The 12,497-nt window shown below is 71.5% G+C and carries 12 protein-coding genes; 5 read left to right on the top strand and 7 right to left on the bottom strand.

Annotated features, from left to right (window positions below):
• Positions 1-64 precede the first annotated feature (64 nt).
• Positions 65-361 carry a hypothetical protein gene (locus tag AQJ58_RS27280; protein WP_067254798.1) on the bottom strand — a complete coding sequence of 99 codons (297 nt, stop codon included), beginning with the start codon at positions 359-361 and terminating at the stop codon, positions 65-67.
• A gap of 172 nt (positions 362-533) precedes the next feature.
• Between AQJ58_RS27280 and AQJ58_RS27275 the strand changes: the two genes are divergently transcribed.
• Positions 534-902 carry a nuclear transport factor 2 family protein gene (locus tag AQJ58_RS27275; RefSeq protein WP_067254795.1) on the top strand — a complete coding sequence of 123 codons (369 nt, stop codon included), beginning with the start codon at positions 534-536 and terminating at the stop codon, positions 900-902.
• Positions 890-1,144, top strand: a complete 255-nt coding sequence (locus tag AQJ58_RS43520) for a hypothetical protein (RefSeq protein ID WP_159056346.1) — start codon at positions 890-892, stop codon at positions 1,142-1,144. The genes AQJ58_RS27275 and AQJ58_RS43520 overlap by 13 nt, the downstream gene beginning before the upstream one ends.
• A 22-nt stretch (positions 1,145-1,166) precedes the next feature.
• On the opposite strand, the gene AQJ58_RS27270 is transcribed toward AQJ58_RS43520, so the two are convergent.
• Positions 1,167-3,125, bottom strand: a complete 1,959-nt coding sequence (locus AQJ58_RS27270; protein ID WP_067254793.1) for a ricin-type beta-trefoil lectin domain protein — start codon at positions 3,123-3,125, stop codon at positions 1,167-1,169.
• Positions 3,126-3,383: 258 nt separating this feature from the next.
• Here AQJ58_RS27270 and AQJ58_RS27265 point away from each other — a divergent pair, with 258 nt between their 5' ends.
• Positions 3,384-4,598: a glycosyltransferase gene (locus tag AQJ58_RS27265; protein ID WP_067255165.1), complete on the top strand. Its 1,215-nt coding sequence runs from the start codon at positions 3,384-3,386 to the stop codon at positions 4,596-4,598.
• 795 nt (positions 4,599-5,393) lie between these two features.
• Here the strand turns inward: AQJ58_RS27265 and AQJ58_RS27260 are convergent.
• Positions 5,394-6,065 (bottom strand): TetR/AcrR family transcriptional regulator, encoded by a 672-nt coding sequence (locus AQJ58_RS27260; protein ID WP_067254790.1) that lies wholly within the window; start codon positions 6,063-6,065, stop codon positions 5,394-5,396.
• A 189-nt stretch (positions 6,066-6,254) separates the two neighbouring features.
• On the opposite strand from AQJ58_RS27260, the gene AQJ58_RS27255 reads away from it, so the two are divergent.
• On the top strand, positions 6,255-7,499 hold the full coding sequence (locus tag AQJ58_RS27255) for a YncE family protein (RefSeq protein ID WP_067254788.1): 1,245 nt from the start codon (positions 6,255-6,257) through the stop codon (positions 7,497-7,499).
• Positions 7,500-7,588: 89 nt separating this feature from the next.
• Here AQJ58_RS27255 and AQJ58_RS27250 read toward each other — a convergent pair whose 3' ends face one another.
• On the bottom strand, positions 7,589-9,448 hold the full coding sequence (locus AQJ58_RS27250) for a cellulase family glycosylhydrolase (protein WP_067255163.1): 1,860 nt from the start codon (positions 9,446-9,448) through the stop codon (positions 7,589-7,591).
• Between the two features lie 151 nt (positions 9,449-9,599).
• On the opposite strand from AQJ58_RS27250, the gene AQJ58_RS27245 reads away from it, so the two are divergent.
• Positions 9,600-10,742, top strand: coding sequence for an XdhC family protein (locus tag AQJ58_RS27245; RefSeq protein ID WP_067254786.1), 1,143 nt, complete (start codon positions 9,600-9,602; stop codon positions 10,740-10,742).
• A 122-nt stretch (positions 10,743-10,864) separates the two neighbouring features.
• Here AQJ58_RS27245 and AQJ58_RS27240 read toward each other — a convergent pair whose 3' ends face one another.
• From AQJ58_RS27240 to AQJ58_RS43515, 3 genes are all read right to left on the bottom strand, one after another.
• On the bottom strand, positions 10,865-11,365 hold the full coding sequence (locus AQJ58_RS27240; RefSeq protein WP_067255161.1) for a metallophosphoesterase family protein: 501 nt from the start codon (positions 11,363-11,365) through the stop codon (positions 10,865-10,867).
• 47 nt (positions 11,366-11,412) lie between these two features.
• Positions 11,413-11,685 (bottom strand): VOC family protein, encoded by a 273-nt coding sequence (locus AQJ58_RS27235; protein WP_067254783.1) that lies wholly within the window; start codon positions 11,683-11,685, stop codon positions 11,413-11,415.
• Between the two features lie 95 nt (positions 11,686-11,780).
• Positions 11,781-12,245: a lectin gene (locus AQJ58_RS43515; RefSeq protein WP_159056345.1), complete on the bottom strand. Its 465-nt coding sequence runs from the start codon at positions 12,243-12,245 to the stop codon at positions 11,781-11,783.
• Positions 12,246-12,497: the final 252 nt, after the last annotated feature.

The following is a 12,497-nucleotide window of genomic DNA, read 5'->3' as shown; positions in this document are numbered from 1 at the left end:
CCGCAGCCGAAGGGGCCGTCGCCCGGCGGGAGGACCCGGGCGGCGGCCCCATGGGGACCTGCGGCTACTGGATCGCGGGGAGCAGCCCGGTGACGGGGGCCACGAGGTCGGTGACCTGGTGCAGTTCGCCGAGCTTGCTGAGCTGGTGCAGGTTGTTCAGTTCGGCGAGCTGGCGGGAGACCGGCGGCAGGTCGGCCCGGTGCTCCGCCGGCATGCCGTCGGCGACCAGCGAGTCGATCAGGGCCATCGGGTGGATCCGGCCGTCGGAGGGGGCGTCGGCCGCGTTCGCCAGAGGTGCGGCGAGGCCCGTGATACCGGCGGCGAGGGCGGCGACTGCGGCGATGCGTCGAGTGGAGATCATGCCTGCACAAACGCCGCGGGGGCCGGCGCGGACACGGGTGGCGGACCGGGCTCACTCAAGAGGCGGAGCCGTGGCCGCTGCGCTTGCCGAGGCCCGCGGGGCGGAGGACGCTCGAAGGTGAGGGACCGGCGGCCCGGCTCCCCACGGTCCGCGGCCCTCCTAGGAGGTCACCATGGGCACCGCGGCAAGTTCCGGCTTCTCCACCGACACGCTGCGCAGGGGCGTCGAGGGATCGACCCCGTCGGATCTGTTGTCCCTCTACGCGGACGACGCCCAGCTGCGCATCGTCGATCGCAACACCCAGCCCAGCAGCCCCCGGGTGCTGCACGGCAGGGCGGAGATCGGCGAGCTGCTCCAGGACGTGTACAGCCGCGACATCAAGGCGCACAAGGTGGATGAGTGCATCGTGGAGGGCGACCGCGCCGCCTTCACCGAGTCCTGCGAGTACGCGGACGGCGTGCGGGTCCTCTCCGAGTCGATGATCACTCTGCGGGACGGCAAGATCGTCGACCAGATGATGATCCAGGCATGGGACGAGTAGGGAGGAAATTCGCCGGGGTCCAGGTCACCTCCCGGCTGACCTGGACCTTCTCGGCCCGGCTGGGGCGCTCGCGCGGCCACCGCTCCGCGCTGCCGGGGCCGGCGTCGGCGGCGGGCAGGAAGCTCTCCGTCGCCGTGCTGCGGACACTCCTGGGTACGGCCCGCCGACCGCGCCCGCTCCCTCCCGCACCCTCGTACCGGCTCCGGCCCGCGCTGCCGGTACGCCGCCGCCGGACGCGCTGACGCCCGGCGGGACGACGGTCCGTCAGTTCAACGACCAGCTCTGGTTGGTGGCGCCGCTGCACGACCACAGCACCAGCACGGAGCGGTTGGCGGTGGCGGCGCCGTTGACGTCGAGGCACAGGCCCGCGTGGACGTTGGTGATCGTGCCGTCGGCGTTGACGTTCCACTTCTGGTTGTTCTGGCCGTTGCAGTCCCAGATGACGACCTTGGTGCCGTTGGTGGTGCCCTGGTTGTAGGCGTCCAGGCACTCGGTGCCGTACACCACGAGTTCCTTGCGCGAGGTGTACGTCCAGGACTGGTTCTGGCCGCCGTTGCAGTCCCAGATCTCCGCCTGGGTGCCGTTGGTGACGGTGTTGTCGTAGACGTCCAGGCAGCGGCTGGACGCCCTGCCCACGACCTGGGTGCCGTTCACGCCCGCCAGGGGTCTGACGGTGATGTCGGCGAGGGCCGGGGCGTTGCCGAAGGCCAGGGTGTTGGCCGAGCCCTTGGACAGGCCCACCAGGAGGCTGATCGTGCCCTGGCCGGAGCCGGTCGGCGGGAAGGAGACCGTGGTGGCGCCCTGGCCGTTGACCTTGAGGGTCGCGGTCTGCGCCGTCGAGGCGGTGTTGGTGTAGGCGACGTCCACGATCTTGGTGCCGGTGGCGCCCGCGGTGACACCGGAGAAGCTCGACGTACCGGTGTAGGTGCTGCCGGAGGCCTCGGTGCCGCCGGTGACGGTGAGCATCACCGAGCCGCCCGCCGGGACGCTCTGGGTGTAGCTCGTGCTGTACGAGCCGATGTCCGACCGGGACCACAGGTCGCGCACGGTCGCCGGGGCACCGGTCAGACCGAGGTCGGACCAGCGGACGGTGATGTTCGCGGCGGCGGAGGTCCGGTTGAGCAGGACCACGGCCCGCTTGCCGGTGCCGGCGAGGACCTTGCCGTACACCTGGAGTCCGGTGGTGTCCTCGGCGACCTTGACGCCCTGGAGTCCGCGCGCGTCCTGGTCGACGGCGATGACCTCGGGGTTCTTCAGGATGTTCGCGGTCTCGGCGGTCATGGTGGTGAGGTCGTTGCCGGCCAGCAGCGGGGCGCCGGAGACGGCCCAGAGGTTCATGTGGGTGCGGTTCTGCGCGGCGGTGAAGCCGCTCATGCCGACCATCAGCATGTCCGGGTCGTTGTAGTAGCCGGTGTGCTGGGCGAGCGGGTGCAGGCCCTGGTCGAAGTTGGACAGCAGGTTCGTCATGGACGGCGGGTTGCCGTAGAAGATGATGTCGGTGCTGGTCCGGTACATCGGGGCCAGGCCCGGGGCCCAGTTCCAGGGGTTGCTGTTGCCCCAGTTGCAGACGGAGAGGGTGAGCGGGCGGCCCGTGGTGGCGCTCGCCCGGTCGACCGCGTCGCTGATCGCGGTGTACGTCGTCCGCGGGTCGAGGCCCTCGGCGTCACCGCCGCACCAGTCGACCTTCACGAAATCGAAGCCCCACTTCGAGAACTGGAGCATGTCCTGGGCGTAGTGGCCCTCGCTGCCGCTGCCCGGGGCGGCGGGGCGGCCGGTGGGGTAGTAGTAGCCGCAGCCGTCCTTGCCGGCGTCCGTGTAGATGCCGGCCTTGAGGCCCTTGCTGTGGATGTAGTCGGCGATGGCGCTCATCCCGCCGGGCCACTCGGACTCGTCGACGGTGATGTTGCCGCCGCTGTCGCGGGTGCCCTGCCACCAGCCCTCGTCGATGTTGACGTACTGGTATCCGGCCGCCGGCAGGCCCGCCGCGACGAACGCGTCGACCTGCCCCTTGATGACGCCGTAGTCGATCTTCGCGGCGAAGCTGTTCCAGGACGCCCAGCCCATCGGGGCCGTGGGCACCGCGATCTGACGGGTAGTCGCCGCCTGTGCCGGGGCGGGACCGGCGAACACCAGGGCGGCGGTCGCGGTCAGCGCCAGGGCGAGGAGGCGCACGGCTGCGGTTCTGCAGCGCCTGAGGAGGCCTGGGCGCGGTGGGGGATACATGCGGCGACTCCGGGGGTATTCGACATCTCGAACGAGGATCGGCGAACCGAACGGCTGCGCGCCCGAACGTAGAGCCGCCGGAGGGGCAAGTCAACGGCTGCGACAGAAGTCATGTGACCGGTCTCAAGGTGAGCGGTGTGACCGGTCTCAACGAGAGTGAGGTGACCGGCCTCCGCGATGAAGTGACGTCCGCCTTCGGGTCGTTGGCCCCGCCGCGCGCCTGACGCCGCCATACTGTCCGACGTGCGAGTGGCGATCATGACGGCGGGCTCCCGGGGCGATGTCGCCCCCTTCACCGGTCTGGGGCACGCCCTGGTGCGCGCGGGCCACGAGGTCACCCTGGTCACCCACGGGCGGTTCGCACCGCTCGTGACCGGCTCCGGGGTGGGCTTCCATCCGCTGCCGGTCGACCCGCGGGCGGAACTGGAGTCGGAGCGCGGCCGGGGCCTGCACGACAGCTCCAGCGGGCCGGGCAAGCTGCTGCGGGCGATCCGGCTGGCGCGGGCGGTGGTCGGCGACATGACCGACGATCTCCTGACCGCCGCCCACTCGGCCGACGCCCTGCTGGCGGCGGCCCCGCTCGCGCCCCTGGCGCGGACCATCGCCGAGGGGCTCTCCCTGCCGATCCTCGGTCTCCACCTCCAGCCCATCGCGCCCACCCGTGAGTTCGCCCCGCCCATGCTCGGCGGCGGCTCCTGGGGCGCCCTCGGCAACCGTCTCGCCGGGCACGGCGTGGAACGGGCCGTCGAACGGGTCTTCGCCCCGGTCCTGCCCGCCGTCCGCGCCCGGCTGGGCCTGCCGGCCGGGGGCACGCGCTCGCGCCGGCACCGGTTCACCCCGGTGCTGCACGGTTTCAGCCCCCTCCTGGTGCCCCGGCCCCACGACTGGCGCCCGGAACTCGACATCACCGGCTACTGGTGGCCGTACGACCGCGACCGTCAACTCCCGGCTTTCCTAAGGGAGTTCCTGGACGCCGGGCCGCCGCCGGTCTTCGTCGGCCTGGGCAGCGCGACGGTGCCCGATCCTCGGCGGCTGAGCGCCGAGATCGTACGGGGGCTGCGGCTGGCGGGGCTGCGCGGGGTGATCCAGCGCGGTTGGGCGGGCCTCGCGGCCGACGGCGACGACCTGCTGACCGTCGACGAGGTCCCGCACTCCCTGCTCTTCCCGGAGACGGCCGCGGTGGTCCACCACTGCGACGCGGGCACCACGGCGGCCGGGGTCCGCGCGGGCGTCCCGGCCGTACCGGTCCCGATCCAGTTCGACGAGGCCTTCTGGGCCGACCGCCTCGTGACGGCGGGGGTGGCCCCCCGGTCGGTCCCCCTGCGCCGGCTCACCGCCGAAACCCTGGCCGCGACCCTCACCGACGCCACCCGCGACCCCCGGTACACCGAGCGGGCAAGGGAACTGGGCACACGGGTACGGGCGGAGGACGGCGTGGGGCGGGTGGTGGCGGCGGTGTCCCGCCTGAGCTGAGAAGCAAGGTCCGGCACCCGGCCTTGCCGAGCGGCCTGGAAATCGCCCGGCGGAGAGACAGCCCAGGCCGACCGGAGCAGGGAAGACCCGGGGGCCTACCGGAGCGGAGAACATCCGGGGCCGACCGGAGCGAGCAAGGCCCGAAGACCGGGCAGGCCGAGTGAGGCCCAGGACCGACCCGGGCAGGCGAGGCCCCAGGACCGGCACGAGCGACGAGGACACGGACCCGCGGCCGAAACAAGCAAGCCCCACGGCCCGACAGGAGCCGGCGAGAACCCGAAGACCCGCCGGCCAGACAGCGCCCGAGAACCGGCACCAGCGAGGAAGACCCGAGGGCCGACCGGAGCGAGCCAGGCCCGACCACCGGGCAGGCCGAGTGACGCCCAGGACCGACCCGGGCAGGCGAGGCCCCAGGACCGGCACCAGCGACGAGGACACGGACCCGCGGCCGAAACAAGCAAGCCCCACGGCCCGACAGGAGCCGGCGAGAACCCGAAGACCCGCCGGCCAGACAGCGCCCGAGGACCGGCACCAGCGAGGAAGACCCGCGGGCCGACCGGAGCGAGCCAGGCCGAGTGAGGCGCAGGACCGGCATGGGCGACGAAGGCCCAGCGGCCGCGGCCGAAACGGGGAAGATCCCTGGGCCGACAGGAGTGGGCAAAGCCCGCGGACCGGCACGAGCGCGCAGGGCGCAGGGCGGCCGGAGCAGGTGAGGCCCGGAGGCCGCGCGGCGAGGAAGGGTCCGACGACCGACCGGCGTGCGGGAGGCCGGTGTTCATCGGTGGCGACGCGGTCCTACGGACGGGTTCTGGACTCGGGCACCCACCCCGGAGGCCGCAGTATCCCCAGCAGTTGGCGGACCAGTTCGTCGACCACCTCGTCCAGGGTGGCGTCGACCCAGCCGGCGCTCCAGTCGTGGAGAAGGCCGTTGACGCTGCCGATGAAGGCCGCGGCCGAGAGGCGGTAGTCGCGGGGGGCCGCCTCGCCGCGTTCGACGGCGGCCGTGGCCTCGGCACAGATCAGCTCGATCCAGCGGGCACGGCGGGCCAGGCGCTGCTCCTCCAGACGGGGGCTGACGCCCACGATCTCGACGAAGGTGATCCGGATCCGGCTCGGATCCGAGGTGACGTCGGCGGCGTAGGCGTGGAAGATCGCCGTGACCCGCTCGGCCAGCGGCAGGCCCTCCGCCGCCGCGAAGGCGGCCACGACGGCCGCCTCCGCCCAGTCGTTGACCTGGAGGTGGAGCACCGCGAGGACGTCCTCGAGGGTGCGGAACTCCTCGTAGAACTGCCGCGTCGACAGCCCCGCGGCCTCGCTGAGCGCAGCGACCGTCGTCCCGCGGTAGCCGGGGGTGCCCCCGAAGAGCTTCAGCGCCGCGTCGAGGAACCTGCCGCGCCGCTCCGCCTGCCGCTCGGCCGCGGTCTTGCCGCCGTACCGGCCGGTCGGCGCCCTGAGTCTGCCCGTCACTGCACCCTCCCGTGTCGCTCCATGCCCCCCCGTCGCCAATTTTGTCGTGCACGGAGTCTTGTGGCGAAGGGCACCCCTTCCTTACTTTCCAGTAAGTACGTTCTGAACGCAGGCGTGTTCAGATTCGGGCTTCTTCGAGCCGCTCAGCCCTGCCCCACCCGTTTCCCCACTCCGGAGGAGTGAGCACTCATGGCCGCCTTCAAACCCGGGCACCTCTGTGCCGTAGCCGCCGCCCTCGTCCTGTCCGTCACCGCCCCCGCGACCACGGCCCAGGCCGCGTCCGGCGCCGACCTGCGCGAGGTGATGTTCGTCGGCAACAACTGGGAGGGCACCGCGGACGTCATCAAGTCCACCGGTGACTTCGCGAAGGTCGGCCGGATCAACGTGATCCCCGACAAGGACGCGCGGATGGCGGAGATCAACGCCGACCCGATCAAGTGGATCTACTTCACGGCCATCCGCAACGGCGTCGGCGAGGGCCACGACCAGTTCGTGGACGACATGTACTCCACGCCGGACGGCAGGTCCGTCGTCGTCTCGCGTCCCAGCTTCGCCGACGTGGTCTCCATCAACCTCGCCACCGGTGCCATCAACTGGCGCTTCCCCGTGTCCGGTTACCGCTCCGACCACATGGCCGTCTCCCCCGACGGCACCCGGGTCGCGGTCTCCGCGTCGACCGCCAACACCGTGCACGTGCTGGACATCAACACGGGCAAGCAGGTGGGGTCGTTCGCCACCGGCGACAAGCCGCACGAGAACATCTTCACCAAGGACGGCAAGTACATCTACAACATGGCGATCGGTGATGTGAACACCAGTCTCGACGCCCCGTGGCTGGACTGGACGAAGGGCGACCGGCGCATCACGGTCGTCGACGCGACCACCTACAAGCAGGTCAAGATCATCGACATGCGGCAGAGACTGGACGCGATCGGCCTCACCGACTACTCGGACGCGGTGCGCCCGGCGGTGTTCTCGCCCGACGAGTCCAAGCTCTACTTCCAGGTGTCGTTCTTCAACGGCTTCTTCGAGTACGACCTCGCCGGCGACCGCATCACCCGCACCAAGACCCTGCCGAAGAACCCGGCGACGAACGACGACCGCACCACGTTCGTCAACGACTCCCGCCACCACGGTCTGTCGATGAGCCCGGACGGCAGCAAGCTGTGCGTCGCCGGGACCATGGACGACTACGCGACGGTCGTCAACCGCAGCACCCTCCAGGAGGGTCCCCTGGTCACCGCGTCCAAGCCGTACTGGGCCACGGTCAGCGGCGACGGCAAGGACTGTGTGATCTCCGAGAGCGGCGCCGACCAGGTCACGGCGATCGACTTCGCCACCGGCAAGAAGGTCCTGTCGGTCCCGGTGGGCGACCACCCGCAGCGGGTGCGGCTCGGCCATGTCGCGGCCGACTGGACGGGCACCGGCAGCTGATCGGCCCGGCACCGGAGGGGGCGGGCGCCCGGCGCCCGCCCCCTCCTTCGCGCGCGGTGGCGCGGTGTCGTGCCCTCGCGCCCTCGCGCCTATCCGATCTTCGAGGCCACCCACGCGGCCAGCTCGCTGCGGGCCGCGGCCAGCAGGGTCGCGGACGGCGCGGTCGCGCCGTTCGTCACCAGTGCGTAGTGCAGGACACCGGAGTCGGCGGCGCTGAGCAGCAGTCGGCGGCTGCCCGTCCCACCGGGTTCCACGGCGGCACCGATCCTCGTCGCGGAGGAGTACGCCGGCGGTCCGTACACCGTGCCCAGGTCGGAGACGACCGTGGTGGACGCGGTCGGGAAGGAGGCGGGCAGATGCAGCTCGGTGGGCGCGGTGCCGCCGGTGGACCGCCACACCAGCACGCCGTACTGGCCGGAACCGACCAGCGAGGCCACGTTCGGCAGGCTGCTGGGAACCGGGTTCCAGGTGAGCGTGGTGGAGCCGTCACGGGAGCGGTCCTCGTAGGTGAAGGCGACGGTGGAGCCCGAGGTGGCGCTCGGGTACACCCGGTCGAGGAGGCGGGCGTCCTGACGGAGCGTCGCGACACCGCTGTCGTCCAGGCGTACGGCCGAGAGGTCCTCGTCGTTCCAGGCGTCACCGGAGGTCATCACCTTGTCGGCGTTGCCGTTCATCAGCTCGCGGTGCCGCCCGTTGTAGATGTCCCACTGCCACTGCGAACCGGACAGCACCCGTCCCGAAGCGGCCGGTGTCGTCCACCAGTTGGCGCCCTTCACCCGCGAGTCGAGGGCCTGGTACATCGCCTTCAGCACGGTGGGCGCCTTGCCGGCGGTGCTGCCGTTGAGGGGGTGGCCGAACTCGCTGACGATCGCCGTCGTCCCGAGGGCCGAGGCGCGGTCTCGGACCGTGCCGAAGTCGCCGACGTACTGGCCGTCCGCGGCGTTGCCCCACATCAGGATCCCGGAGATCGCCTTCTGGTCGTAGAAGTGGGTGTTGAAGACGTACCGGGAGCCGATCGCGCCGGCGTCGAGGAGGCCGCCCTCCTCCTTGCTGACGTTGCCGTTCCAGAAGAGGTTCGGCTCGACGAGGGCGGGCTTGTCGGTCCAGCCGGCCGCGTCCATCCGGGCCCGGAACCTCACGTAGAAGGGCCACAGCAGGTCGCGTTCCCAGGTGCGGCTGGCCTGGCCGGAGTCGTAGGGGCCGGCGTACGGCTCGTTGTAGGGGTCGAAGCCGAGGACGCCGGCGAACTCCTCGGCCGTGAGGTTCGCCTTGATGTAGGCCATGGTCTTCTGGGCGGCGGCCAGGAAGTAGTCCTGGAGGCCGTAGGCGTTGTGCCAGAAGTCGTACTGGGCCTTCTTCACCGCACTGTTCTGGGTGATGTTCTGGCCCCACACGAAGCAGATGCCGCAGGACTCGGCGGGGTAGCCGCCGAGCGCGACCGCCCAGGCGGGGGCGCCGTCGCCGGTGTACCAGCTGCCCGAGTTGAACAGGTAGCGGGAGTACAGGTCCTGGTGGAAGTCGGGGTAGACCCGGATGCCCGCGTCGAGGAAGGCCTGCATCTGGGCGGTGGCGGAGGCGAGATAGGCGGTGTCGACCTGGCCCTTCACCGGTTCGGCGTAGGCCCAGGAGAGCAGGAAGCGCACGGCGTTGCCGCCGCCGAGGGCGCGCAGGGCCGTCGCCGACTTCCTGGCGTCGGCGACCGAGGCGAAGGGCAGACCCTTGTTCTCGGCGAGTTTCGTCTCGCCGGAGACGTTGTAGCCACGCAGTACCACCTCACGGCCGTTCGCGTCGACGAAGCGGCCGTTCGACACGGTGAGCGCCGTGCCGTCGAACGGGAGGGAGTCGGGGACGGTGGCCGCGGCGGCGGGCGTGCCCGCGGCCGTCAGGAAACCGCAGAGTCCGCAGAGGACGACCAGAACAGCGAGCAGACGTGCCCGGGCATTCGGCATGTCCACTACAGTCGGGCGCTTTCCGGACACCGTCAATACATCTGACTCACGAGTAAGGTTGAACATTGTTCACCTTTGGCGGCGCCCCACGCGCACCGCAGGCCCCGGAAGTCGAGCGGCGGGCGGGGCGGCAACGGATTACCGTGCAGACGTGCGCGAGATTCTCCCGGTGCTGAGCGGGTGGTACGGCGCCGGTGCGCCGTTCGGGCTCGCGACCGTGGTCGCGGTCAGCCGCAGCGCGCCGCGGTCGCCGGGGGCGGCGATGGCGGTGGGGCCGGACGACGAGGTCGTGGGCAGTGTGTCCGGGGGCTGTGTGGAGGGCGCGGTGTTCGAGCTCGCCCAGGAGGTGCTGGCGAGCGGGCGGGCCCGCCGGGAGACGTTCGGGTACAGCGACGCCGACGCGTTCGCGGTGGGGCTGACCTGCGGCGGGGAGCTCACCGTGCTGGTCCGGCCGGTCATCCCCGGGCGGGATCCCGCCTTCGGCCTGCTCGCCGCCTCCGTCGCCGCCGGCGAACCGGTGACCCTGGCCACCGTCACCGACGGCCCGGCCGCACTCGGCGCCGCCCTCGCGGTCCGGCCGGACCGTGCCGCGGGCTCGCTCGGCACCGAGGGCCTGGACGCGGCGGTCACCGCGGACGCGCGCGGGGAGCTCGCCCTCGGAGCCACCGGAGTGCGGCACTACGGACCGCGCGGGCAGCGGCGCGAGGACGCGGTCACGGTGTTCCTGCACTCCTTCGCCCCGCCGCCGCGCATGCTGGTGTTCGGGGCGATCGACTACGCGGCGGCCGTGGCCCGCATCGGCGATTTTCTCGGCTACCGGGTCACGGTGTGCGACGCGCGCCCGGTGTTCGCCAGACCGAGCCGCTTCCCCGAGGGTGTCGAGGTGGTCGTGGACTGGCCGCACCGGTATCTGCGCGGTACCCGGACGGACGAGCGCACCGTGATCTGCGTCCTCACCCACGACCCGAAGTTCGACGTGCCGCTCCTCGAGGAGGCGCTGCGCCGGCCGGCCGCGTACATCGGCGCGATGGGCAGCCGGCGCACCCACGAGGACCGTCGGCGGCGGCTGGTCGAGGCGGGGCTGGGCGAGCCCGAGCTGACCCGGTTGCGCTCCCCGGTCGGGCTCGACCTCGGTGCGCGTACGCCCGAGGAGGTCGCGGTGTCGGTGGCCGCCGAGATCGTCGCCGTGCGCTGGGGCGGCACGGGCGCTCCGCTGTCGAAAACGGCGGGGGCGATCCACGGCCGCCCTCCGGAAGCGGAAAGTCCCATAATTCCTTCAAAACGGGGCGTATGAGACAGAGGGATGCTGGGTAGTGGCACTGTCAACCATCCCCGCGAGGGAAGGAGGTCCGTGAAGCACAGCAGACTCGCAGCAGCCGGGCCGCCCCCGACCGTTTCGGCCGGGCGCGGCCCGGTTCAGCGAGGTGGCAGCCGGTGCAGGACGACGTCCGTGAGGCTGCCGTCGGCCACCGTGGCGGTGAGATAGGTGCAGTGCGGCTGACGGCGGCGGTCGGTGGGGGAACCCGGGTTGAGCAGGCGCAGTCCGCCGGGGGCGGTGCTGTCCCAGGGGATGTGGCTGTGGCCGAAGACCAGGACGTCGAGCTCGGGGAAACGGGCGGCGCAGCGGGCCTCGCGGCCCTGGGCCGGTCCCGTCTCGTGGATCACGCCGAGGCGCAGCCCGCCCAGCTCGGCACGGGCCACCTCGGGCAGCCGGGCGCGCAGGTCGGGGCCGTCGTTGTTGCCGTACACCGCGATCAGCCGACGGCTGCGGCTCTCCAGCAGATCGAGAGTGGCCACGTCGACCCAGTCCCCGGCGTGCACGACGACCTCGGCCTCGGGGAGCGCGGCGAGCAGCGGGGCGGGGAGTTCCCTGGCGCGCTTGGGCAGGTGGGTGTCGGACATCAGCAGGAGAGAAATCCCCATGTGCCCAGGCTAGCTCCCCCGCCGGCGCAACCTGGAGAGCGTCATGCTTCGTGGTCGGGGTCGAGCACCACCACGAACCTGTTGCCTTCCGGATCCGCCATCAGGGCGTGCAGGCCATCGTGAGGTTCCACGAGAGAGGCGCCCTTGGCGATCAGCGTCTGCACCTGTTCGGCGATCGTTCCGACAAGGACGGTGACGACCGGTAGCACCGCCGGAGATGTCGCCTCGCCGACGCTGTACCCACCCCCACCCGGGATGCCGCCCCAGAACCTGATCATTTTCTCCGGGTCTACCGCGTCGATGTGAACGTGCATGCTGCCGTCTCACTTTCATCTGTGCGCCCGAAGCCGAAAACGGCCTGCCGAAGCAGTCCGGCAGGCCGTTTTCAACCGGACGCGGACGACCTGGTTCAGTGGTTCGTGCCCGAAGCCCAGACGGCCTGACTGCCGTCGTAGACCACCACGTTGCCGTCGTCCTGCACGACCAGGCGGGAGCCCGGATGACCCGCCGTGTTGGAGGCCCATACCGGCCTGCCGGAGGCCGTGTAGACGACGAAGTTGCCGTCGCCCTGGAGGGTCGCCGACCAGCCCCGGTTGACGGTGTTCGAGGCCCAGCGGGCCCGGTTGAACTCGTCGTAGATGACGAGGTTGCCGTCGGTCTGCATGATCAACCGCGCCGTGTTGGAGCTGACCGACTGGCCCCGGCTCAGGGTGAACGGCGCATACCGAGTCTGGTTCGCCCGCAGGGACTGCACCGCTGCCGTACCGCCGGCAGCCGCTGCAGCGTCGTCCGAGGGCGCCGCGATGGCCTGGCTGCCGAGCGTCAGGGTGGCGACGACGGCGGTGGCGAGAAGTGTGACGACTCTCTTTCTCACGAGCGAACTCCTTGAGTCAGATCGTTCATCCGGCAGTGCCCGGGCCGGGCACCGCCCCTGCACTCTGACACCACCAGCGAGCGGAAGAAGCCGCTCCGCACCGCCATGACGTGTTTGCACCACCGCTTTGACCTGAACGCCGGGGCGCACGCGGCCGGGCGACGCCTCCCCCGACCGGAGCAAGGCCGGAATCCGGCTGCGCGGCCCCCGGACCCCGCCGTCTGCGGGCGACGCCGGGCAACGGCTCGTGAA

Source organism: Streptomyces sp. DSM 15324 (assembly GCF_001514285.1).
GTDB lineage: Bacteria > Actinomycetota > Actinomycetes > Streptomycetales > Streptomycetaceae > Streptomyces.
The sequence above is the reverse complement of the archived record's forward strand: the minus strand, read 5'-3'. Positions and strand labels throughout refer to the sequence as shown.

Excerpts from the sequence above, each read along its gene's own strand:
- AQJ58_RS27265 (WP_067255165.1), top strand. The coding sequence starts at position 3,384 with ATGACGGCGGGCTCCCGGGGCGATGTCGCCCCCTTCACCGGTCTGGGG.
- AQJ58_RS27270 (WP_067254793.1), bottom strand. The coding sequence starts at position 3,125 with ATGTATCCCCCACCGCGCCCAGGCCTCCTCAGGCGCTGCAGAACCGCA.
- AQJ58_RS27275 (WP_067254795.1), top strand. The coding sequence starts at position 534 with ATGGGCACCGCGGCAAGTTCCGGCTTCTCCACCGACACGCTGCGCAGG.
- AQJ58_RS27255 (WP_067254788.1), top strand. The coding sequence starts at position 6,255 with ATGGCCGCCTTCAAACCCGGGCACCTCTGTGCCGTAGCCGCCGCCCTC.
- AQJ58_RS43520 (WP_159056346.1), top strand. The coding sequence starts at position 890 with ATGGGACGAGTAGGGAGGAAATTCGCCGGGGTCCAGGTCACCTCCCGG.
- AQJ58_RS27280 (WP_067254798.1), bottom strand. The coding sequence starts at position 361 with ATGATCTCCACTCGACGCATCGCCGCAGTCGCCGCCCTCGCCGCCGGT.
- AQJ58_RS27250 (WP_067255163.1), bottom strand. The coding sequence starts at position 9,448 with ATGCCGAATGCCCGGGCACGTCTGCTCGCTGTTCTGGTCGTCCTCTGC.
- AQJ58_RS27235 (WP_067254783.1), bottom strand. The coding sequence starts at position 11,685 with ATGCACGTTCACATCGACGCGGTAGACCCGGAGAAAATGATCAGGTTC.